General features: G+C 70.9%; 19 protein-coding genes and 2 pseudogenes. 7 read left to right on the top strand and 14 right to left on the bottom strand.

Translation table 11 applies throughout. The annotated features are described in order from the left end of the window. Positions 1–15: 15 nt before the first annotated feature. The 8 genes from AC069R_RS31200 to AC069R_RS31165 all read right to left on the bottom strand — a co-directional run bounded on the left by AC069R_RS31200 (position 16) and on the right by AC069R_RS31165 (position 8,796). On the bottom strand, positions 16–879 hold the full coding sequence (locus tag AC069R_RS31200; RefSeq protein ID WP_478770079.1) for an AfsR/SARP family transcriptional regulator: 864 nt from the start codon (positions 877–879) through the stop codon (positions 16–18). Between the two features lie 202 nt (positions 880–1,081). Continuing rightward, on the bottom strand, positions 1,082–1,363 hold the full coding sequence (locus AC069R_RS31195) for an acyl-CoA carboxylase subunit epsilon (protein WP_478770078.1): 282 nt from the start codon (positions 1,361–1,363) through the stop codon (positions 1,082–1,084). A gap of 86 nt (positions 1,364–1,449) precedes the next feature. After that, positions 1,450–3,510: a condensation domain-containing protein gene (locus AC069R_RS31190; RefSeq protein WP_478770077.1), complete on the bottom strand. Its 2,061-nt coding sequence runs from the start codon at positions 3,508–3,510 to the stop codon at positions 1,450–1,452. Between the two features lie 124 nt (positions 3,511–3,634). Next, positions 3,635–4,528, bottom strand: a complete 894-nt coding sequence (locus AC069R_RS31185) for a 4'-phosphopantetheinyl transferase family protein (RefSeq protein WP_478770076.1) — start codon at positions 4,526–4,528, stop codon at positions 3,635–3,637. A gap of 57 nt (positions 4,529–4,585) precedes the next feature. Then, positions 4,586–5,920, bottom strand: coding sequence for a hypothetical protein (locus AC069R_RS31180; RefSeq protein ID WP_478770075.1), 1,335 nt, complete (start codon positions 5,918–5,920; stop codon positions 4,586–4,588). A 56-nt stretch (positions 5,921–5,976) separates the two neighbouring features. Continuing rightward, entirely contained in the window at positions 5,977–6,921 is a 945-nt protein-coding gene (locus AC069R_RS31175) for an SRPBCC family protein (protein WP_478770074.1), read from the bottom strand. Between the two features lie 93 nt (positions 6,922–7,014). Beyond that, the gene (locus AC069R_RS31170) at positions 7,015–7,848 is read right to left on the bottom strand and encodes an AfsR/SARP family transcriptional regulator (RefSeq protein WP_478770073.1); all 834 of its coding nucleotides are present in this window, start codon (positions 7,846–7,848) and stop codon (positions 7,015–7,017) included. Between the two features lie 300 nt (positions 7,849–8,148). After that, on the bottom strand, positions 8,149–8,796 hold the full coding sequence (locus AC069R_RS31165) for a ScbR family autoregulator-binding transcription factor (RefSeq protein WP_478770072.1): 648 nt from the start codon (positions 8,794–8,796) through the stop codon (positions 8,149–8,151). 529 nt (positions 8,797–9,325) lie between these two features. Here AC069R_RS31165 and AC069R_RS31160 point away from each other — a divergent pair. Continuing rightward, entirely contained in the window at positions 9,326–10,381 is a 1,056-nt protein-coding gene (locus AC069R_RS31160) for a ScbA/BarX family gamma-butyrolactone biosynthesis protein (RefSeq protein ID WP_478770071.1), read from the top strand. Between the two features lie 285 nt (positions 10,382–10,666). Continuing rightward, positions 10,667–11,332 carry a ScbR family autoregulator-binding transcription factor gene (locus tag AC069R_RS31155; protein WP_478770070.1) on the top strand — a complete coding sequence of 222 codons (666 nt, stop codon included), beginning with the start codon at positions 10,667–10,669 and terminating at the stop codon, positions 11,330–11,332. A gap of 91 nt (positions 11,333–11,423) precedes the next feature. Here the strand turns inward: AC069R_RS31155 and AC069R_RS31150 are convergent, their stop codons facing one another. From AC069R_RS31150 to AC069R_RS31140, 3 genes are all read right to left on the bottom strand, one after another. Then, positions 11,424–11,795, bottom strand: a complete 372-nt coding sequence (locus tag AC069R_RS31150; protein ID WP_478770069.1) for a DUF6009 family protein — start codon at positions 11,793–11,795, stop codon at positions 11,424–11,426. Beyond that, complete coding sequence (locus tag AC069R_RS31145; protein WP_478770092.1) at positions 11,792–13,228, bottom strand: DNA primase family protein; 1,437 nt, start codon at positions 13,226–13,228, stop codon at positions 11,792–11,794. Before AC069R_RS31145 ends, AC069R_RS31150 begins: the two co-directional genes overlap by 4 nt. 116 nt (positions 13,229–13,344) lie before the next feature. Next, the gene (locus tag AC069R_RS31140) at positions 13,345–14,457 is read right to left on the bottom strand and encodes a bifunctional DNA primase/polymerase (RefSeq protein ID WP_478770068.1); all 1,113 of its coding nucleotides are present in this window, start codon (positions 14,455–14,457) and stop codon (positions 13,345–13,347) included. 775 nt (positions 14,458–15,232) lie between these two features. Between AC069R_RS31140 and AC069R_RS31135 the strand changes: the two genes are divergently transcribed. The 3 genes and pseudogenes from AC069R_RS31135 (at position 15,233) to AC069R_RS31125 (ending at position 16,629) form a co-directional block, all read left to right on the top strand. Continuing rightward, entirely contained in the window at positions 15,233–15,994 is a 762-nt protein-coding gene (locus AC069R_RS31135; RefSeq protein WP_478770067.1) for a maleylpyruvate isomerase family mycothiol-dependent enzyme, read from the top strand. Positions 15,995–16,153: 159 nt separating this feature from the next. Next, positions 16,154–16,424: pseudogene (locus AC069R_RS31130) on the top strand (IS21-like element helper ATPase IstB); the annotation flags it as partial. A 110-nt stretch (positions 16,425–16,534) separates the two neighbouring features. Beyond that, a pseudogene (locus tag AC069R_RS31125) lies at positions 16,535–16,629 on the top strand. A 145-nt stretch (positions 16,630–16,774) separates the two neighbouring features. On the opposite strand, the gene AC069R_RS31120 reads toward AC069R_RS31125, so the two are convergent. From AC069R_RS31120 to AC069R_RS31110, 3 genes are all read right to left on the bottom strand, one after another. Beyond that, the gene (locus tag AC069R_RS31120; RefSeq protein ID WP_478770066.1) at positions 16,775–17,644 is read right to left on the bottom strand and encodes a DUF6924 domain-containing protein; all 870 of its coding nucleotides are present in this window, start codon (positions 17,642–17,644) and stop codon (positions 16,775–16,777) included. Between the two features lie 238 nt (positions 17,645–17,882). After that, on the bottom strand, positions 17,883–18,269 hold the full coding sequence (locus tag AC069R_RS31115) for a DUF6009 family protein (RefSeq protein ID WP_011113174.1): 387 nt from the start codon (positions 18,267–18,269) through the stop codon (positions 17,883–17,885). Positions 18,270–18,399: 130 nt separating this feature from the next. Beyond that, positions 18,400–19,953, bottom strand: coding sequence for a DNA primase family protein (locus AC069R_RS31110; RefSeq protein ID WP_478770065.1), 1,554 nt, complete (start codon positions 19,951–19,953; stop codon positions 18,400–18,402). 1,661 nt (positions 19,954–21,614) lie between these two features. Between AC069R_RS31110 and AC069R_RS31105 the strand changes: the two genes are divergently transcribed. Both AC069R_RS31105 and AC069R_RS31100 read left to right on the top strand, forming a co-directional pair. Further along, complete coding sequence (locus AC069R_RS31105; RefSeq protein WP_397988364.1) at positions 21,615–22,067, top strand: MarR family transcriptional regulator; 453 nt, start codon at positions 21,615–21,617, stop codon at positions 22,065–22,067. Positions 22,068–22,120: 53 nt separating this feature from the next. Beyond that, entirely contained in the window at positions 22,121–22,378 is a 258-nt protein-coding gene (locus AC069R_RS31100) for a replication initiation protein, RepL2 (protein WP_478770091.1), read from the top strand. Positions 22,379–22,426 lie beyond the last annotated feature (48 nt).

Raw genomic sequence — 22,426 nt, 5'->3', positions numbered from 1 at the left:
GCTCGGGCCGGAGGGTCAGTGGATCGGTGCCAGGGGTCCGGCGTGCGGGACGTGCGCGGTCCGGGCCGGCGCCGGGTTCGGCGCGGTCTCGGACGCGGCCATCAGGATCGAGTGCTGGAGCCGGCGCAGCCGCGGGGACGGTTCCAGACCCAGGTCGCGCCCGAGAGTGGCGCGCAGGTGCAGATAGGCCTCGAGAGCCTCACTCCGCCGCCCGGACCGGTCCAGCGCGATCATGAACTGGGCGTGCAGGTTCTCATGCGTGCGGTACCGGCTCGTCAGGACCGTCAGTTCGGCAAGCACTTCGCGGTGCCGCCCGAGCCGCAGGTCCGCCTCGATGCGCTGGTCGAGCACGCACAGCCGGCTCTCCTCAAGGCGCTTGGCCTCCAGGGCGAGCCGGTCCCCGGTCTGCACGTCGGCGAAGGCGGACCCCGACCACAGGTCCAGGGCGGCGGCGAGGGTGCGTGAGGCACCCGCGAAGTCACCGGCGTCCATGGCCCGGTAGCCCAGTCCCGCCAGCCGCTCGAACTCCCGGACGTCGCTGGTACCGCCGTCGGAGGCGAGCAGGTATCCGCCCGGCAGGGTGAGCAGCACGTCCTTGGCGGTACGGCGCTCCGCCGTGCCCTCCGCGTGCTGTCCGGTGGGCCGGGCCAGCGCCGCCGCGATGAGTTCGCGCAGTTGCAGCACATAGGTCTGCAAGGTGGTGCGCGCGCTGCGCGGGGGCCGGCTCGACCAGACTTCCTCGATGAGTGAGGCGACCGGCACCACCCGGTCCGCGTGAAACGCCAGCAACGCCAGCACCTGGCGGGGCTTCGGCGCCGTGGGGGCGACGGACACGCCGTCCACCCTCACGTCCAGTGCGCCCAGTACGTCGATGTCCACGCCGTCTCCCCTACGTTCACGTGCGCCGCTGGCACGCACGATTAAAAAACAGCGCAGGCGGTATGTCAATAAAGACCGTTCCACCTGTCTCCAACGACCTTCAAGCCCAGATACGGTGCAGGTACGGCAGCCCTCAAGGACACGTCTCCCACCTGCCAACTTCCCTAGGAAGCAGCAAGTTTGACGCGCAGTCCGGTGCATCTCACGGCTGGAGCGTGCCCCGCCGAAGGGCAGGAGTCGCCCCGGAGAAAGAGACCGTCCGCGAGCTCCACCCCCCGTCAAACAGACCGAAAGGTCTTTTCCATCCGGTCGTAGCTCCCGGCCGCCGCCAGCGCGGACCGTCGGCAGGCCGCGGCGGTACGTCCCCGCCCACCGACCGACCGCACAGTGCCAGCAGTACGACGGTCAGCGCGGCCAGTTCCTCCGCGGTCGCCGTGCCACGCTCGACGCGCAGCGTCCGCTCCACGCCGTCCGTGCCGCCCATGGCCACCTCCTCTTCCGGCCACCGTGGGCCATGGAGTTCAAGGGCCGCTCTCGCCCCACTGGAGGCACGGCCGGTGCCGCCACCGGTCAGCCACTGCGTGCCCGCACCGCCCGCAGCGCCCGTGACAGCGCTTCAGCGCTCTCGGCGGCGCCGCCGACCCCGGTCATCACCACGGCGGGAACCTCGCCCGTGTGCCGGGCCGCACGGCGGGCGATCTCGTGGGCGACCAGGCCGGCCGGACCGGTCCCGCACAGGATCAACCGCCGCCCACCGCTGAGCAGTTCGCGCAGAGTGCCGGGCGGCACCCGGCGGTCCGGTGCGCTGAGCGACACGATGCGCTCCGGCCCCTCGTGCTCGTGCACGAACCTGTCGTACGCACCGGCCGTGACACCGGGGACCGTGACCAGGCACACGAGGTCCGCGCCGGGCTCCCCGGCCCGCAGCACCGCCGACGCGTACCGCTGGACGCCGCCGGGTCGCGGCGGTGAGACGCGGGGCACCCCGGAGGTGACCAGGAGCCCCAGGGCGTCGGCGACGGTGAACGTGTCCTCCGGGTGCCGGGGCATGCCGCGCAGCAGGCGCACACACTGCGCGAGGAGGTCCGAGGCGTCGGGGTCCGTGAGCCTGGCCCGGTCGTACAGGGCGGTCAGCACCAGGGAGCCCTCGGTGTCGTAGTGCGCGGCGAGCGTGACCGGCAGGGGCGTGTCACCGCCGGCGCTTTCCGGCACGCCCACCCAGACGCCCTGCGCCGCCAGTTCGGCCCGCAGGTTCTCCGGCAGTGCGGGGTGGTTGTCGAAGCGGATGGTGGTCTCGGTCGGACCGGAGCCGGGGGCGCGCCCGCTCCACCGCCTGATCCGGTCGGCATCCACCGAGGCACAGGGGCTGAGGTCGAAAGCGGCGTCCCGCACCTGGAGCAGCAGGTCCACCAGCGGTGCGGCGGGGTCCACGGTGACCGTCATCGGCAGCGGGTCACCCAGGAGCCCGGGGATGTCGGCCACGGCCCGCGGCGGTATGTCCCGGCCGGACGAGTCCACGCCGAAAGCGACCGGCAGCGGACCGTCGGTTCCGGCCGCCCGGTACAGCAACAGGGCCCAGGCGACGTGCAGGACACTGCTCTCCCCCGCTCCCCGGCCCGCGGCCCAGGACCGCAACCGGGAGGTCTGGGGCGGTCCGAGCCGGCGCTGTATCCGGCCCGGCCCTCCGGGGGTTCCGGGCGGCGGACCGGGGCGGCCCGGACTGACGGCGGCGTGGGCGGGCGGGGCCGCCGCCCGGTGCCCGCGAGCACCGGGCGCTTCCCGGCGAGCCGGCCACGCGCCGTGATCCCGGATGTCGGGCCGCCGGTCCCCGCCGGGCAGCACCCCGCCGGCGAGGTAGGAGCGGTAGAACTGGCGCACCAGCAGACGTGCCCCGCGCTCGTCGAGCAGGGCCCGGTGGTAGGTCACCAGCAGACGGCTGGGCGTCCGTCCGGCGCGGGCCGTGGCCGGTGGCCCGTCGAGCACGGACACCCGCAGCAGCCCCGGCCGGTACAGCTCGAAGCCGCGGTCCCGATCCCGGCGAAGCAGTTCGCTCCAGCCGACATCGGTGTGCGCGTGGTGGACGACGTCGACGACGGCGCGGTCGTGGAGCACCAGGCGGGCGGCTCCGGCCCAGTCGAAGGACGCCCGCAGCACCGCCTCCCGCTCGGCGACGGACTGCCAGGCGGTGGTGAACCGGCCGCGATCCAGCGGCCCCGTCCAGTCCCAGAACAGCTGCTCCACGTACCGGCCGAGGCCGGCCTGGCTCTCCAGCGCCGCCGCCAGCAGCACCCGCTGCTGCCCGGACACCGCGATCGTGTCCGCCGCGAGCGGCGCCAGCAGATCGGCCAGCAGGTCGTCGGTGAGCGGCCCGCCGTGCCCGGCCGGGCCGCGAGGGGTGAGCCGCAAGAGATACCGGCCGCCATGCCCGGCGTCCGGTACGCCGTCGGCTTCGACGCCGTCCAGTTCGACGCCGTATCCCCGATGGCGCTCGGCGACACGGGCGGCGACCGCCTCGGTCTCCGTGCGGGCGAGACCGCACAGCTCGAAGACGAGCGGCGACCAGGCCTGGGTGCCGGGCGGTTCGTGCACCACGGCGAGAACCGTGCCCGCGTGCGCGTGATGACCCCTCATCTGCTCCCCAGGGGGCCGGAAACTGCTGCCGCAGCAGCCGCCCCCGGCGCCCCGACCTCCTTTTCGAATCGTTTCCGCGTGGCGTGTCCCGGCGCGGCCCGGCAGCCTCGCCCGCCGCTTCCGCTCACCGCTGCCCGCGGTCCCGCCGTCCCGGAAACGCGAGGACCCTCGTGCCCTGCGCCGTATCCGCCGAGGGCGGCCGCACCGGTTCGCACCCGGCGGACGGCGCCCGTGTCCCGTCCGGCACCACCGGCCCGATGTCCTGCCGGTGCGCCTCGCTCACCAGGAAGCGTCCCTGGACGAGATGGGTGGCGAAGGCCCACTCCCCGGCCGCGTCCCCGACGAGCCGGGCGGCACCCGACGCGTCCCACCCGAAGCCGACCGCCGAGAACCGGCGCCGCATACCGTGCCCGAGCGCCTTGGTGTACGCCTCCTTCAGGGTCCACAGGCGCAGGAACCGCTCGGTGCGCTCCCCCTCCGGCAGAGCCGCGAGCGAAGCGGCCTCCTCGGCGGTGCACACGTGAGCGCGCAGCGCCTCGAAGGAGATCCGGCGCCCCGCGGGCTCGGCGTCCACACCGACCGGTCCGGCGCGGCTGACACCGACCACGATCAACTCGTCAGTGTGGCTGAGGCTCACCCGCAGGTCCGCGCCGAGCCCGCGCAGCACGGGCCGCCCGCCCGGCAGGCCGGCGAGGTCGAACCGTTCGGCGGGGACCTGAAGGGCGGCAGCGGCCGTGTGCTTGAGCACCACTCTGGAGACGGCGAGGGTCAGCCGGCCGGCCGGGGCCGGATGCTGCCGGTAGCGGGGCCAGTCGCGGCCGAGCAGCGTGCGCAGACCGGGATCGAGCAGGGCCGGCGTCAGCCACTCGCCCCAGGTGGAGTGCACCACCGCCCGGCCCGACCGCTCGAACCGCTCCTGGACCTCCTCCCACGGACCGTCCGGCCCGGAGACATGGCAGGGCGGCGGGAAGGCCGGCTCGGGGGTGCGGCCGCTCGCCACGTCCATCGCGCTCACCACGCCACCCCCGTCTCCTCCATCGCGCTCACCGCTCCGCCCTCGCCGTGTCCCATGCGCTCACCACGCCACCCTCGTCGCGTACAAGTCACAGTCCACGCCGCTCGCCGCGCGCCGGACCAGTTCGTCCCACACCCCCGGCTGCGGATCGGGCAGCCCCTCGGGCAGGGGCAGTCCGAGCCGCCCGGCGATCCGGCCGAGTGCCAGCAGCGCCCAGCCGGTTTCGCCGAGGAAGGGCAGCCGCGCCCCGGCCGCCGCCTCCCGCACCCCCAGCGCGGCGGCAGCCAGCGTCAGCAGGGCCTCGCGGTCCGCCAGGGCCCGCGCGGCGGGGTCGGCGGGGTCGTGCTCGGCGACGGCCGCGCAGTCGACACGCAGCGCCCGCAGCTCGGTGACCAGTCTGCGGCCGACACGGGCGAGCGCCGCGGCGCCGGGTCCAGCGGCACCGGCGAGCCGGTCGGTGGCACCGGCCAGCGTCGCGGCGACGGCCCGCGGGCAGTCTGCGCCCGGTGCCGGGGCGCAGACCGCCCCGGTGATCCGGAACAGCGCCGCGGCCGCCGTGCCGTCGTCGCCCGGCCATGAGCCGCCCGCACCGTTCAGCCCGCGCACGATGCGTGCCTGGGCGGCGCCGGAGGCGGCCCAGCCGACCCGGACGAACTCCCGGTCCCGCAGGATCTTGGCCAGCGTGCGCCGTTCGGGAGTACCGGCGTCGAACCCGCACTCGTTCAGCACCAGTTCGAGATCCCCCAGCAGTTCACCGGCGAGTTGGGGGACGAGGTAGCCCACGACGGCGGCGAGCGACCGACCGGGCCGCCGGGGCGGCACCGGGCCGTGCGGTCCGGGCCCGGCCGTGCCCGGATCCCGCGCGGGGCAGGACCGCAGGGCCGCGGCCGTCAAGCTCTCGCAGGCCAGCAGTTCCGCGAAGACCGACGCCAGGGCCGGCCGCCACTGCCCGGCAGCGGGTTCGTACCTGCCGAGGCCGTCCACGACACGGACCGCGCTCCGCAGGACGCCGCCCACCGACGCGAGGAGCGCCGCCGGTCCGAGCAGCGCGGCCGCCGGGTGCGGCACCGGTGTGTCCAGCAGCGGACGGATGCTCCAGGCATGGGCGAGGGCGAGGTCCCGGCGGAAGAGCGGGCGCAGGGCGCGCGCGAGCTGGTCGGCGGCGGGCAGCGGTTCCCCGGTGCCGGGCAGAGCGGCGGGCGGGGCGGGCAGTGCGTCGTAGCCCGCGGCCCACAACCGCGACCGGCCGTAGGGGTTGCCGGGGTCCCTGGGGTTGCCGAGCAGCGCTTCGAGGCGCGCCGCGGACCGCGTCGCGCCGAACGGTACGGCCGCGAGACCCGAAGTCCGGGCCGCCGGGGGCCGTCCGGTGTCCGGGGCCGGCCGGGACAGGGCCATCGCCCATCTCCTCGTCGTCGTGGCGCGGGTCGCCCCGCGGCCGTTCTCCGGCGGGCTCATCGCAGCCGGCGGACGGCGCTCTCGGCGTGCCACCGCGCCAGGTCCAGCGTCTCCGTGCTGGAGCGGCCCAGCCATTCGCGCACATGCCAGCGGGCGTCCACGAGCAGGGCGCCGCCGCCCAGGACGGCCTCCACCGCGCTCTCCCGGAGCATCACGTGGTGAAGGGAGACGACCCGCACCCCGGTCTCGTCGGGCTCCAGGTACCACTCCCCGTAGTGCGCGGCAACGGGCTCGGGGGTCACGGTCTCCTTGTGGACGATCCGCCCCGCGGCCGGGAAGCACAGCCGCACGGCCTCGGACACCAGCGTCTCCCCCGTCTGCGGGGCCCAGGTGTGCAGGACCGTCGCCTGCACGCCCGGCTGGTCCTCGGTGACCTCGGCCCGGTCGACGTGGGGAAGCAGTTCGGCCCAGTCCCCGACGCGGTAGAGGAAGTCGTACACGAGTTCCGGGGAGCCGCAGACGTACACGCTGTCCTCGAAGGAGAGCAGCAGTTCGTCCAGCCGGTCCCAGCGCTCGGCCGCCTCGCGCAGGGACACCACACCGGACAGTACGTCGGATTCGAGTGTCCGGGAGTCCTCCCGGGGACCGGCCGGGCGTTCCTGGCGCAGGGTCAGCAGGCACCGGTCGGCGCCGTCGGGTGCCACGCTCCAGACACCGGACGTCGGCGCACCGGGCAGCAGGTCGTCCCGCGCTTCGAACTCGATACGGCGCTCCTGCGGCCGCAGCACGCGGCGGGCGGAGACGGAAGACACCCGGCCGTCCCGCAGCCGCCACAGGCGCAAGTTCTCCTCGGTGCCGTCGAAGTCGATGCGTTCGACATGGACGAAGGGGTGCAGCAGGACCGGCCAGCGCGGGGAGTCGGCGAGCAGGCCGTACACGACGCCGGCGGGCGCCGCGACGGAGACCGTCCGCTGGGCGGAGTGCGTTCGCTGCGACGACATGCGCGATCCCCTCCTCCAGGTGGGATCCAAGCTGCACGGCCGGGCCTGAGCGGTGCTCGATTCCTGGTGGAAGGGGCGCAAGGTGACGGCGTATCAGCCCACGGCGGCCACGGACGCGATCCTCGTGGGCTGGGCCGCGAGGGTGTCCGGGCCGGACATCAGGATGGAGCGCTGCAACTTGGCGAGCGCGGTGGACGGTTCGAGGCCCATGGTGCGCACCAGGGTGGTCCGCAGCCGCTGGTAGGCGGCGAGCGCCTCGCCGCGGCGGCCGGACCGGTACAGCGCGAGCATGTACTGGCCGCACAGGCTCTCGTGCGTGGGGTACTGGTTGACCAGCACGGTCAGCTCGGCGAGCAGCTCACGGTGCCGGCCGAGCCGCAGGTCCGCCTCCACCCGCTGGTCCAGCGCGCACAGCCGGCTCTCCTCCAGCCGCTTGACCTCGGTCTGGAGATGGGGGCCGGTGTGGACGTCGGCGAGCGCGGGGCCGGTCCACAGTTCGAGCGCCTCGCGCAGCAGCCGGGCCGCCCGGGGATAGTCCTCGGCGTCCATGGCCCGGTACCCGCAGCCGGCGAGCCGTTCGAACTCCCTTACGTCACTGACACCTTCGCCACCCTTGAGCAGATAGCCGCCGGGTACGGTCAGCAGCAGGTCCTTGGGCTGGCGGCGCTGTCCGGTGTGGTCCGCCGCCCCGTCCTCCAGGGCGACGCCGATGAGCTCGCGCAGTTGCAGGATGTAGGTCTGAAGGGTGGCACGGGCGCTGCGCGGGGGCCTGGTGCCCCACAGCTCCTCGGTCAGGACACCCGCCGGGACGACCTGACCGGCGCGCAGCGCCAGCAGAGCGAGCACCTGACGCGGCTTGGGCGCCGTCGGTGTGATGGACGCCCCGTGGTGCCGTACGGCGAGTGTGCCGAGTACATCGATGTCCACGCCCGTCTCCCCCACTCTCTGGTGCAGATCTGCAGTGCTTCCCTAGCACCCCGAGTAAAAAACAGCACGCGCGGTATGTCAATACGGTACCGGTCACCCTGTTTACCTTCGACATACACCGAATCCCCCGTCGCCCCGGTGAGCTGCCGGTATCCGGACCAGGCACCAAGAGCCGTCTCTCCAGGGGGACTTCAGGCCCGATGCCCGAACCGGACACCCGGCCGGACCTTGCCGGTCCCCCTCGCGATCATTGCCGACCTTCCGGACTGTTTTCGCTCAGCCCTCCCTGTCGGTGTCCGGTCACCCGGTCACCGCCACTTCGCCGGCCGGCCCCCAGCTGCCGTCCAGCCCGGCCGGAACCTGCTGGGGCGAGGCGGCCAGCAGGGGGAGTACGAGGGCCCAGAAGCGGGTCGCCCGCTCCCGCGACGTCCAGTCCCGGTTCCGGGTGCCCAGCACCTCGAAACCGACCGTCACGGCGACGATGGCCGCGGCGGCGTCCTCAGGCGGCACACCCGGTGCCAGCTCCCCCTTCTCCTGAGCGTGCGCGACCAGCTGCCGGACCCAGGCCCACCACCAACCCGACACGCCCCCTTCCCCGCTCTTGCGCGAAGGGTCACGGCCCAGCTTGAAACCGGCCCTGACCAGGGGGTCGCCGGCCACGGCGGCGAGCAGCAGACAGGTGGCGTCCACCAGGGACTGGAGCAGGGTCTCAGCGGAGTCGCAGCAGCCCTCCGCCATCTTCTCCACGGCGTCGACTGCGGCGTCCTCGACCTCCTGCGCCAGCTCCTCCTTGCTGGCGAAGTGGAAGTGCAGCGCGCCATTGCTGACCCCGGCCCGCGAACTGATCGCGGTGAGCGACGCCACGGCGTAGCCCTCCTGCTCGAACACCTCGGCCGCGGACCTGATCAGGTTCTCCCTCGTCCGCGCCGCCCGTTCCTGTTTGACCATCACGTACTCCGTTACTGAACTGAGGGGCCCGTGCTTCCTCATCGGCAGCCGGGTGCGCTGGCGCGCAGTCATGGCCAGGAAGTGGATCAATGCCTCGCAGCCCTCAGGTTAACAAACCGCTTGTGCGGTTTGTAGTCTGTGGCTGCGGAGGATATCGGCCGCTTTCCGGCAGGCGCCGCTCAACGGGTGCCCATCCGGTGCCCGACTCGGCGGCACGTCAGCTCGGCGCCCCGTCGGCGCCTACCCCCGCCCGCCCGGGACGCGGGCCACCGGCGCCTCGGCCCGGTCCGCCGCGCAGGAGCCGGGAGTTGTCGGCCCGAACGGTCAGTCGGATAACGATTTTCAGCCACTGCTCACCTGTCCCGCTCGAGAAGCGCTCGGGGTCGGCTGGGGCGGCGCCATGACCCCACGGGCGCCACCCCGGCCGAGAACCGCAGGAGGACACGGGTAAGCACCGCGCGCGGACGGATGTCCTCCACATTTTCGCCATACGGAGCCCCTGCTACCGGTAGAAACGAAACCGGTTGGTATGTATCTTCCTGCTCGAACGTTCATCCATCGCCAGGGCATTCAGGGGGAAGCCATGTCTGCGATCACGTTCCAGGCCGAGCGCACACCACTTCACAAGGCGGAAGCGGAAGGCGGTACGGCGCTCTCGGTGCCTGGGATGGCCGTCTTCGCCCACCCGTCGCTGACCACCACCGTCCCCAAGGAGTTCGTCCACCGCGCGGCGGTCGCCGAGGTCATGCTGACGGGCTGGGACCGCCAGGGCGACGCCCGCTTCGCGGTGACCGCGCAATGGCCGCGCGCACACAGTTTCTTCACGCCCTGCGAAGGCCTGCTGCACGATCCGCTCATCGCCGCCGAGACACTCCGGCAAGTCGGTGCGCTGCTGGCCCACGCCGAGTACGGCGTCCCGCTCGGTCACCACTTCCTCATGCGGGACCTCGACATCACCGTGGACCCCGCGGGGCTCGTCGTCGGAGACACGCCGGCCTCTTTGGAACTCATCGTCACCGCCACCGACGTCAAACGCCGTGGCAGCAATCTCGCCCAGCTCGGCTACGAGGCGACGGTCCTGCGGGACGGAACCCCCGTCGCAAGGGGAGCCGCCTCGTTCAACACCGCGACACCGGCGGTGTACGGCCGACTGCGCGGCCGCCAGGACCTCGGGCTCATCCGCGCTCTGCCGCTCACCGCGCCCAGCTCACCGCAGAGCGTGGGACGCACTTCACCGGTCGACGTCGTGCTGTCACCTGCCGACGGGCCGCACCGCTGGCAGCTGAGAGTGGACACCCGTCACCCTGTTCTGTTCGACCACCCGGTCGACCATGTGCCGGGCATGCTCCTGCTCGAGGCCGCACGGCAGGCCGCCGCCGGCGTGCTGGAACGTTCCTTCCTGTCCCCTCTCGGCATGGTCAGCACCTTCAAGCGGTACGTCGAATTGGATGCACCCTGCCTGATCGAGACCACGCACCTCGGGTGCTCGGCCGACGGCCGGACGGAGTCGGTCCGGGTGACGGGCCGGCAGAACGGAACCGAGGCGTTCGTATGCCTGGTAACCGCGGCGGCCTCACACGCCTGACCCAAAGGTCGGGGGCGTCAGACCGGTGCCGGGCTCGAGCAGTGCGCCCGGCACCTGCGGCGAGCGCCGGCCGGTCTCAGACGGCTTCCTCCACAGCACGAGTCTTCGAATCCCCGTCGCGATAGTCCCGCGCGCGCCTCCCCCGCGCGGGCACCGGCGAACCGGCGGACTGCCTGGCCATGACGCATGTTGCCCGCTTCACACTGAGACTTTCCTATGTAATATACAAACTGGGCGGTTTTTTCTTGCAGTCGGTACAGCGCAGCTCGAAACGGAGAGGCTCTCATGGCAACGCAGGACCGTGCGATCCGCACTCGCCGGAAGATCCTTTCAGCAGCGGCCGAGGTCTTCGAGTCCCGCGGGTACCGGTCGGCGACCATCAACGAGGTCCTCAGGACCGCCGGTGTGACGAAGGGTGCCCTCTACTTCCACTTCCAGTCGAAGGAAGACCTGGCACAAGGGGTCCTGAACGCCCAGGACCAAGTGATCGAGCTTCCCGAACGCACGAGCAAGGTACAGGCGCTCGTGGACACGGTGATGCTCCACGCGCACCGTCTGCAGACCGACCCCATGGTGCGCGCGGGCGTACGCCTGACCATGGACCAGACCTCGAACGAACTGGACCGCAAGGGCCCGTTCCTCAAGTGGGGCAGCCTTGCCTGCCAGCTGCTCGAAGACGCCCGGAAGCAGGGCGAGTTGCTTCCCCATGTCGAATTGCAGGAGACGGCCGACGTCCTGACCGGCGCCTTCGCGGGCATCCAGTCCATGTCGCACGCGTTGAGCGATTACGACGACCTGATGCAGCGTTCCTCCGCTCTGCTGCGCCACATCCTGCCGAGTGTGGTCATGCCCTCGTTGATCGCCGCTCTGGACCTGTCGGAGACGCGGGGGGCCAGGGTGTTCGCCGAAGTGCAGGCCGCGCTGGACGCGTCCGCGGTCGCCGCCCCCTGAAAAAGCGGAAGACCCCCGCTGGCCCGACGCGGCGACCGTTCCCGCACCGGCAGGGGGTGCTGAGGGCTGCCCGGCATCCGCTGCCCCCGTCCTACAGCGACGACACCGCCCCGCCCTCCGACCGCTCCGTCTTGCGCCCCTTGCTGCCCGGCGCCAGGGTGCGCGGATCGACGGCCTCGGCCGGCGTCCCCGTGGCGTACAACCCGCCGGGGACGGTGTCCCGGTCGTGCGGCAGCAGCCAGAACACCCGTCGGCGGAAGGTGCCCGAGGAACGGGACGGCTTGGCCTTCGGCCCGAGCAGCGCGTAGCCGACCATGCGGCCGTCCCGGTGGTAGGCGGGCCTGCCCCGGCGGGTCGGCAGCCGGTCCAGGCTCTGCCGGACGTAGTCCAGCCCGCTGATGTCCTCAAGCCAGACCAGGTCGACCTCGTGGAGGATCTCGTCCTCGGCTATGAGGGCACTCATACTGTCTCCTCGTCGGCGGCCAGCCCGATGCCCGGATAGTACTTGCGCTGGTTGGACAGGATCATCTGCTTCGGAGACGCCAGTCCCACCACCTCCCGGACCCGCGCGGCGAACGACCGGGAAGAGACGGCCGGGGCCCCCTCATTCTGACACCATGTCCGGTAGGCCGCGTAGAGACCGGCCTGTTCCGCCCTCAAGCCCGGCTCGCGTCTGCACGACTCGCCGAGGAAGCGCCCGATGTGGTCCTCGGTCTCCGCGTACGCCGTGGTGGCGATGCGCACGGCCTCCGGGCCCAGCAGGTCCTTCTCCCCGCTCAGGAAGCGCCGTGCCCCGACGACGAGCCAGTTGAGGATCCCCGCCCCTTCCTCCGTGACCAGGACGTCGGCCAGGTTGTCGACCTTGCGGTGGTCCGGCACGACCCGCTCGAAGGGGATCAACCGCATCCGCCGCCAGAACGCGAAGCCGCCGGTCCCGACCTCGGGCCGGTGGTTGCCCAACAGCCAGAGCTTGTGGGTCGGCTGAAAGCTGAAGAAGTCCTGCCGCATCCGCCGTGCCTTGATGCGGTCGCCGCCGGTCAGCAGCTTCACCCGAGCCTCGTCGAACCGGTCCCCCGGCTTGACCTCGCTGCACACGATGACCCGGCGCCCGTGCAGTTCGGCCAAGTCGGTGGGGTGTCCCTCATAGGGGCGGGCCATGAGGAACCCGGGCGGCGCGGCGTCCGCGTAGTCCCCGACGAGCTTCATCACCACGTCCAGCAGCACCGACTTGCCGTTCTTGCCGGAACCGAACAGGAAGGGCATCACCTGGGCACCGACGTCGCCTGTGATGGAGTATCCGAGCAGCAGGTGCAGGAAATCGATCATCTCCGTTCCCTCGGGGCCCTCCCCGAAGGTGTCGGCGAGAAACCGGTCCCAGCGCGGCGTCGGCATCGCTTCGGGCGTCACGGAAGTGGAGCGGGAGTGGAAGTCCTTGATCGGGTCCGGCAGACGCATCAGCCCGCTCCGCAGGTCCACGATGCCGCCGGGCGTGCACAGGGCGTACGGATCGGCGTCCAGCAGCGCCGCGTTGAGCACCATGCCGGGGGCGGACCTGGCCTGGGTGAGCATCGCGTTCATCCCGCTGGTGCTCAGCGCGCGCCTGCGGTGCTGCTCCAGGGCGGTTGTGCTGTGCACGCCCCGCGCGTCGGTGGTGGCGAGGGATTCGGCCAGGTCGCCGGCCGCCCACAGCACGGTGTCGTCCTCGTCGATCTGCCAGCGGGTGCTGTCCCACCGGAACCAGCCGAGTCCCGGCACATGCCGGTAGTCGTTGGCGTAGAGGCTGACGAACAGCTTCGCGTTGCCGCGGTCGCTGAGGGTGTCGGGCACCAGCCCGGCGGCAGTGGCCCCACCAGGGGCCCCGAGGCCGCCCTGAGCGCCCGTACGGGCACCGGGCACAGTCCGGGCCTCCGCACCCGCCCCAGGGGCGTCCTGGGCCTCTGTACGCCCGCTCTGGGCCAGGATCTGCGCGGCGACCGAGCCCGCGTCGAAGAGGGTGTCGTCGTGGACGCGTGTCACCGGCGGCCTCCCGGGCACAACGGACGGGTACGGCCCGCGCTCAAACCGCCCCGGATGACGGCACCGTAGCGCCGCTCCTGTCCGGGCCGGGCCTGCGCGGCCGCCGCCTGGAGGAGCCGCTCGGCTTCACCGGCGTCCAGCAGGCCCGCGGCGACGAGCCCACCGGCGGTGTACGCCGCCCTGTTGAGCTTCTCGGTGAACCCCGCCCCCTCCGGAACGGCTCCGCACGCCGCCACCTCCGCCACCAGAGGGGCCAGCACCCGCCCGGCGGCCCCCTGGCCCCCTCCGGCCGCCAGCACGGCCTGGCGGGCCCGTGGCGGCACCGGACGGGGCGCGGGCAGGTGAACGGGCGGCAGATGGCCGGTGCGCTCCAGTTCCCGCGCCAGCCAGTCCGGGAGCGGGGCGAGTTCGCGTGCCGTGCCCAGGGCCTCGTACGTACCGGCCTCGGTCACGGTGCCCGGCGCGACGATGTACCCGCCGTGCGCCCGTACATCGACCTGCCAGGCCAGCGCACGGCCGCCGCCCGAGCCGGAGGAGCACTGCCAGCGGTGCCCTCCCGAAGCCCGGTACCACACGTGCAGCCCGCCGGAAGGCGTGCGCACCCGCAGGGTCGTCTCGTCGTCCGCGGGAGAGGTCGCACCCCGCAGCGCCGCCAGCACCCCGATCGTATGAAAACCGCTGGCGAGTCCCGTCAGATCCACGGTGTCGGCGATGTCGATGCCGGGGAGCAGTCGGTCACGTCCGGGCAGCTGGCGGGCATGGGCATCGATGTCCACGACGACCAGTCCTGCGGGCCCGCAGGCGATCCCGACCCCGAACTCCGGATGGGTCCCCCACCACCGCTCGATCCGAGCGAAGTCCAGGGTGGCGGCCCGGAATCCGTGACACCAGCGACCGGCGGCGGGACAACGGCAACCCCGGTGGGTGTGCCCCGGCTCACGGCAGGCCGCGCAGTTGCCCGCGGGTGTCTTGCGTCCTGGGGCCAGCGGATGGACCGGCCAGCCGCGGCCGGCGCACCATCGGGCGATGGCCAAGGACTGCGAGACGCCCGCTTCGGCAGCAGCAGGCCTCCGTGAGTCGCTGCGTGAAACCCGCAGCTCGTCGGTCATGTGTTCCCCCGTCAGCGACCGAAGCGACTCAAGGATAGGAACACCCTAGCGAAGCCCCGATAAAGGCGGGGCCAAGTAGACGAAGAACTCGTTCCGCGCCTGGAGTGAAAACAGCGACCCAAGACCGGCCCGCAGCGACCGAAGCTGTTCGGTCGCTGCTTGAGTCGCTGCTTCAGTCGCTGACAAAACCGCAGGTCAAACCCCAAACACCCCCCAATTAGCGACTGAAGCGACTCAAGAGTCCTGCATATAACGCCATACGCACGCGCACGCGCATACACACGCACACGCGAATGTCGTCATATACCCGGAACTTGAGTCGCTTCAGTCGCTGATCGCCCTCTAAAACCCCTCTGACCTGGCGTTTTTTCCAGCGACCGAGCAGCGACCCAACAGCTACCCACCCCTCGTTCAGTCGCTGCCCTTCAGTCGCTGCCCCCGACCGCCGTGCTCGGGCCGTGGCAGTCCCAGCGACCCGAGCGACTCAAGCGACTCTGGATCGAACCTGGACGATCGGAGCCGCACCGGGCTCCGCACACGAAACCAGCGACCGAAGCGACCGAAGGCGGCGCCTCAGCGGCCGCATCCACTCGGCGATCTCGGGACCTGTGAAGCAGGCCGAGCCCGTGCGGAGTACCTGGACTTGGTACGGGCGCGGGGTGCCACCAATTCGTCACCACGGGCAGCGCGGTGTCCAGCAGGTGCTCCAACTCCCGCAGCTGACGGCCTGGAAAACGGGGTGCGGTCGGGTGAGTTGGGGTGATAGGCAGACGATGTGACAGACCGCCTTGAGTTTTCCGCCCTGCTGCAGCTGATCGACGAGCGGTCGGCCGCGTTCCGGAGTGCGGTTGCCGCCGCGCCCGGCCTTGACGCGCCGGTGCCGTCCTGCCCCGAGTGGACGCTGTTCGATCTGGTGCAGCACCTGGGTACGGGCCAGCGCTGGTGGGCCGCGATCGTCGCCGCGGGCCCGGCCGAGGCTCCGCCGGCCAAGGATGCCGCGGAGGCGCCGCACGAGCTGGAGCCGCTGCTGGCCTGGTCCGCCGAGTCGAACGAGCTGCTGCTCAGCGCGCTGCGCGAGGCCGGCCCGGAGCGCGAGTGCTGGACATGGTGGAGCGCCGGTGTGTCACCGGCGAACGCCTGGGGAGTTGCCCGCCGCCGGGTGCACGAGGTGCTGGTGCACACCTACGACGCCCAGCTCGCCGCAGGCGCCGTGCAGCCGATGCCGACGGACGTCGCGATCGACGGCGTGGCCGAGTTCCTCGACACCTGCAACTCCACCCCGGCGGCCTGGCCGCATGAGGCCGCCACCATCCACTACCACGCCACCGAGGGCCGCTCCTGGCTCCTCACGCTGGACGGCACCGGCGCCTGGCCCGCACCCCTCACGGACGACGCCGCGCCCGCCTCCGCTTCAGCCACGGGCACGGCCGAGCAGTTGCTCCTCTTCGTCTGGGGCCGCCTCACACTGAGCGACCTGAAGATCGACGGCGACCAGCAGGTGTTCGAGAATCTGATCGCCTGGGAGCCCGAGGAGTAGCCAGTCGATACCGCCGGCGGGCAGCCTTGACGACGTCCGCGCCGGACGGTCGGCGCGACCTCGTACAGCTCGGGACCGAGCGCCTCCCACAGCACTGCCGAACCACGCCCCCGTACCAGGGGCAGCACCCACCATGAGGGAGAAGCCCGGTGCCCCTGCCCCGACATCGCAACCTCGGCGGCCAAAGATCAGACGACCTACCGCGCGGTTTCCTCGCGGCACTGCTGCCGGCCGAGTGCGACGACCGGGCACGGCGCCGCTCAAAACGGCGGATCAAGGCAGCCAGCTTCTGCGAGCGGACCAGGAACAGTCAGCCGTTCTCCCCGATCGGCGCTCCGGCACCGGCAAGTCCCGCATGCTCCTCACCCTGGGCACCGAGGCCGCCGATGAGAAGCCGCTGAACAAGACCATCGCCCGCTACGGCCGCGTCGCAATCGGCTCCGACGAGCCGTTCGGCGAAGCCATGTCAGCCCTGCGTCAGGGGCCCGTGCCACTCTCTTTCACGTGAACGACCCCGGACACCACCGGGGCCGGGAGCAAGGAGAGGTGCCCGGAGTGGTTGATCGGGGACCAGCGAGCACGCCTCAAGGTCGGATCCCCAGGGGTCCACGCAGGTTCGAATCCTGCCCTCTCCGCCTCGCACGGCCTGCCGCTCACGAGGAACTCCCGGTGAGCGGCAGGCCGTTGCCCTGTGGCGTCACCGGACTGGGCAGGCTTCGGTACCCGCCGCTGCGTTGGCAGACATTTCGCCGCGCGACTCTGGCTTCCGTCCAGGCGCTGTCAGTAGTGCTGTCCCCGGTAGACGCCGTGCGTGTCGGCGCCGCGGCTCCAGTCGCCGAAGCTCGTGTTGCCCAACTCCATGTTGACGATGAAGGAGCCGGCCGCGGCGAGGGTGATCCTGAACGGGCCGTCGTCCTCGCCGGGCAGGTTGTTCACGGCCAGCAGCGGAAATTCCGCGGAGGCCAGAGCCTGCTCGTCGGCGATGAGGAGAAGGCTGCTGTCGGGCCAGTCCGCCTCGTCGCGGCCGTTCCGTGCCCGGAGTTGGTCTGCCGTGCAGCCCGCATGGATCGGGTTGTCGATGACGGTGACCGACTCGTAGTGCTCAGGGCCGCTTTCGAGGGCCTGGAGCAGACGTGCCCATGCGTCTGGCTGGCCGTAGGACGTACGGACCAGGAGGGGGCCGGCGGCGTCCTCGATCCTGGGGGCCGCCGGCTCGGGTTCGGCGCCGGTGCGGTCGCCGGGGATGACCTGGATGAGGAAGCGGGGCTTCTTGCCGTCCGCCGAGCGGTCGCTGGCATGGACGCGGACCAGGTAGGGACCGGCTCCGGCGGTGGCGAGGTTCTCCTTGCGTACCGGTTCGTATCCGCTGTCGCACAGCGCGAGGAAGCCGGTCGTGGAGATCACGGTGGTCTCTTCGACCTCGTCCCAGCCGGTCTCCGCCTCCGGGTCTGCTCCGGCGTAGAGGGTGACGACAGGGTTCTCCAGGGCGCTGCCGGCGTCGATGTGCAGCCAGTCCTTCCCAGCCGCCAGGAGCCCGCGGCCGTGCGGCTGTGCGCCGGTGTCGGGGTCCATGACGGTCAGGTCGCCCCACTCCTTCATCTTCAGGGGGTGGGTGCGGCCCTGAAGAAGGGGCCAGGTGGAGCGTGGCATGGAGCCCCCCTGTCTGCGCGATGCCTGCCGGTCATGTGCGTCCGGGCACGAGGCATCGTGCACCCTACGGCTGTCCACGATCGCTGCTGTACCCGGCCCCTCCCCCAGCCACGGGACTGACGGGACTGAGAAATCGGCATCCCCCGCAACCAGCTCGGCCTGTTACTCCGGTCCGCCTACGGCCTTCCCGACGGGCCGGTCCCGTCAGTCCCGTGCTGCGCGCCCACGCCGATGTCGTTCATCCCGAGGCTGCCGCTATCTCCGCGGTCCGGCCCTTCTGCGACCGCAGCGTCTTGGCTCCGACCTTGCCCGGCTCGATGGTGCGAGGGTCGACCGCCTCGCCCGGAGCTCCTACCGAGTACGGGCCCTGAGGCTCCTTGTCACGGTCGTGGGGCAGCAGGAAGAACGCACGGCGGGCGAAGAGGCCGGAGTCGGGGTCGCTGGCGGCGCCCGGATGGAGGTTGGTGTAACCGATGAGGCGGCCGTCGCGCGAGTAGCGGGGCTTGCCCTTGCGGGTGGGGACCTTGTCCAGGGCCTGCCGGACGTAGTCGAGGTCTTCCGGGTCCTCCAGCCAGACCACTTCGCTCTCGTCGGTGAGCTGGCTGTCTTGCAGCATCGAGCTCATGGCCGCGGACCCTCCTGTCCCGTGGGCCGGCCTCTGGCCGGATCGTGCGGCACGCTCACCGCTGGTCGTCTGGTTCGGGCAATTATCGCAAGAGTCCTGAACAGGTTGCCGCCGGACTCCACCCGCGGCGTCATGGGCCGGGCTCTGTCCCGGCGTCGGCGAGGAGGGCCAGGCCGGGATAGAGCTTGCGGTCGTTGTTCTTGATCATCTCTGCCGGGGAGGCCAGACCGAGCTCCTGGCGGATCCGGCTGGCAAAGGCACGACTCGTGGCCGGGCGGATCCCCTCTTCCGAGCACCAGCGGCCGTACGACGCGTAGAGGAGCTTCTGCTCGACCCGCAGCTCGGGATTGGGCTGCCCGCCCTCGCCCTTGGTGCAGCGCTCGGCGATGAACCGGCCGATGTGGTCCTCGGTCTTCTCGTAGGCCTCGGTAGCCAGCCGCACGCTGGCCGGTCCGTGGAGCGGGTCCCTGGTGGCCAGGTAGTGCTGGGCGCCCTGGATGAGCCAGTGCAGGATGCCGGGGCCTTCGTCACGGACGAGTTCCTGAGCGAGGTTGTCGATCTTGAGCTCATCGGGGACCTTCCGCTCGAACGGGATGATCCTCATGCGACGCCAGAACGCGTACCCGCCGGTGCCGACTTCCGGCCGGTGGTTGCCCAGCAGCCACAGTTTGTGGGTCGGCCGGAAGGTGAAGAAGTCCTGGCGCATCCGGCGGGCGGTGATGGTGTCGCCGCCCGTCAAGAGCTTGACGCGGGCCTCGTTGAACTTGTCGTTGGGCTTGAGCTCGGAGCACACGACGATGCGCCGACCGTGCAGCTCGGTCAGCTCGGTGCTGTGCTCGGTGAACTTTCCCTTCTCCATCAGGAAACCGGGCGGCGCCGCGTTGGCGTAGTCCCCGAGGATCTGCATCATCACCTCGAGCAGCACGGACTTGCCGTTGGCGCCGGACCCGTAGAGGAACGGCAGGATCTGCGCGCCCACATCCCCGGTGACGGAGTAACCGAGCAGCAGGTGCAGGAACGCGATCGTCTCCCGGCCCTTGGCGTCGTCGCCGAAGGTGTCGCGCAGGAAGCTGTGCCATCGGGGCAGCGGCATGTCCTCCGGTCCGACCGTGGTGGCACGCGAGTGCATGTCCGCCAGCGGGTCGGGTTTACGCAACTCACCGGTCCGCAGGTCGACGACTCCTCCTGGGGTGCACAGAGCGTAGATGTCCCCGTCCATGGAGTCCGGATCGAGACTGAGTCCCGGCGCGGCCTGTGCCTGCTGGAGGAGGGCCTTCACACCCGCGGTGGACTGGGTACGACGCCGGTGCGCGGCCAGCTCCCGGTTGCTGAACGTTCCCTGCGGGTCGGTGCGCGGCATCTGCTCGGCCATGTCACCGGCTGCCCACATCGCGCCTTTCTCGCCCCCGGTGCGCTTCCACCGGTATTGATCCCACGAGTACCAGCCCAAGCCCTCCACGTGGCGGAAGCGATCGCTGTACAGGCGCGCGAACAGCTTGGCGTTGCCCCGGTCGGTCAGCTCGTCCGGCAACAGGCCCACCGGCGCTCCTCGTCGGACACCCTCACTTCCCGCCTGTGCGGGCACCAGCGCCTGGTCTCCAGGCAGCCCCAGATCAAGGCTCGTCTGCCTGGTCTGCTCCGCGGCGGCCGCGGTGGCGAGGTGCGCCGGCTCAGCACTGCTCATGAGCGTCCCTTGTCGAAGCCCGGCACAAAGAGGCCGGCGGACGACGGGAGATCAGCACGGCTGCGGTGCTCGCCAAGTCCTTCAACGCGGCAGACACCGCGGGGCTTCGACGGGCCTGCCGCAAACTGGCCGGGCACTAGAGAGTCCTTGTCCTAGCTGGTTTTCTTCGTCTGGGGCATCAACCCCACGGACACCCTGTCCATCGCGTCGCCACCCGCCTGCGGGGCGGGACCAACGGGGCTGACGGGACTGAAGCTTCCGTTTGCGATCAGAGGCTAGCGCACACCCCGTCGTGGCAGCACCCCCAGCATCCGCGTGTCGAACATTCAGTCCCGTCAGCCCCGCACAGCGTGAACGCCGCGACGGGCAAGAGAGCGCGGCGGACCTGGCATCGTTTCGGTCCCGTTTCAGTCCCGTCCACAAAACCGCAGGTCAGACGGCTCAACGCTGCCCTGACGGGACTGACGGGACTCAACCTCCTATATATGAGCTATAAAACACGCGTAGTACTACTTACATACGTACGCGCGCATACACGCGCGCGCTTGATCGTTATAACTAGCACTCTCAGTCCCGTCAGTCCCGTTCGCCACCGAGACAAGCCTCTGACCAGGCATTTTGCCCGCGGGACTGAAACGGGACTGAAACGCAGCATCAGTCCCGTCTGGTCCCGCACCACCGAAAGTCAGCCACGACGATGCCGTTCGACGCCGTCTCAGGCGCGCGTGTGCCACAGCAACCCCTTCCCGGTCTCAGCCACGCCTCTGTCGGTAGCTGCCCCGACGGACCGTTGCCCGCCCACGGCGAGTGCACAGTCCGCCAGTACGGCGGTCGGCACCCAGTGCGCGACCGCGGCTGAGCTCTCCTGGCGGGTCCTGTTCGCCCTCGTCCGCGGGTCACGACCTCCCCCGTGGTCGTGACGTCCAGACCATGAGGGAGGCGAAGGACGTACGTGGTCGCTGGACTTGGTGCGGGCGCGTGGTACCAGGGGCCTTCGCCGGCCCCTGGACCCCGCTCCCCCGCCGCTTCCTGGCGCGCAGCCGTTTCATCGTGGCGCGGACCGTCCGCGCCAGGAAGCGGCGGGCCGGTGGGGCCGGGGGCTGGGTCCCTGCGTTCGGAAACGGGGTGGCATACGGCGGTGAGAGCGGTGGTGCGAGGGGGGTCGCTGTGAACCGGGTGGGCGTCGTAGGCGGTGGTGGTGATGCATCGGGCAAGGAACGGGGTAGTTCCTGACGTCGTGTCGTGTGGTCGCGGACGCACGCCCCAGATGGGGTGGCGGGAACCCCGACGGCGGTGCTGCTTCCCGAAGTAAGAGAGCGCGCCCGCCAAACCGGCTCTGACCTGCATAGAGACCCTCGACGACCACGATCGTGAGAACTGGCAGGCAGTTCTCACGATCGTGGAGGGCGTTCCTAGGAACTGAGTGCCCAGATCCTGTGACCCGATACCCAGTTCCTAGGAACGCCCTAGATTGACGTGAAGTACATGAGGAGAGCCGAAAGACCGGGGATCCGGGCGCGGTTCGAGATGAGCCTGGAGGCAGACGACACGTCCCCCAGGCGGACTTGATTGACGTCTCGTTCATGTACGTTAGGTTCATCTGGTCGGCCTCGCAGCCGCCCCTCATGAACCGGTAGCCAACCTCTCGCTCGGAGGGCTCATTGGGAGCAGCACGCAGGCTGGTCGACGCCGATACAGGCGAGCCGGTCCCCTATGCGCCGTACGCCTTCTCCGGCCGTCACACACAGGTCGACAAGGCGCGGGTAGAGGCGATCACCGAGTCCAAGGCATTCACACCCAGTCAGAAGTTCCTCGTCCTATGGTGGATCGGAGTCTCCCCCGAGGGGATGGAACCGCTGCGGGCCACCGGTGCGGACATCGCCAAGCGGGTAGGGATGTCCGCCGACGCCGTCGGCAAGATCAACAGGAAGCTGGTGAAGCATCGGATCCTGGTCGTCCGAGGTCGCGTCGGCAACTACAACTTCTACCGGATCAGCCCCTACATCGCGTTCCACGGAACGGGGCTCGAACAACGTGAAGCAGTGAAGACGTGCAACCCGCCGGACATTCCCGGATTCGATGACCAAATCCCTGCACGGTGGGAGGCCCAGTGAACAGCAGCGACGACAAGCACCAGAACCTCGAGTTGCTCGAGAAGACCGCAGGCATGACAGCGAATCAGCGACTCGTCGTCATGCTCTACGCGCTCCATCCCACCGACCGCTCCGGAGCGGTCCTAGAGACCGCCGCCAACCTGGCGGAGCTGGTCGGGATGGCAGCTCCCGTCTTCTCCCGCACCCGCAAGCAGGTCATCGAAGCCGGCTGGCTTGAGGAGACCGGGAGGATCGGCCACATCAAGTACTACCGGCTCGACCCCAAGCGTCTCGGCGAGCACGTCGTCATCCCTCTCCGACGCGCGACATGACGTCCTGCGGACCGCACCTCATGTACGTCACGTCAATGAGGTGCGGTC

This window comes from Streptomyces sp. NPDC043952 (genome assembly GCF_056435325.1).
Note: the sequence above shows the minus strand (reverse complement) of the source record. Positions and strands in the feature narration are given on the sequence as shown.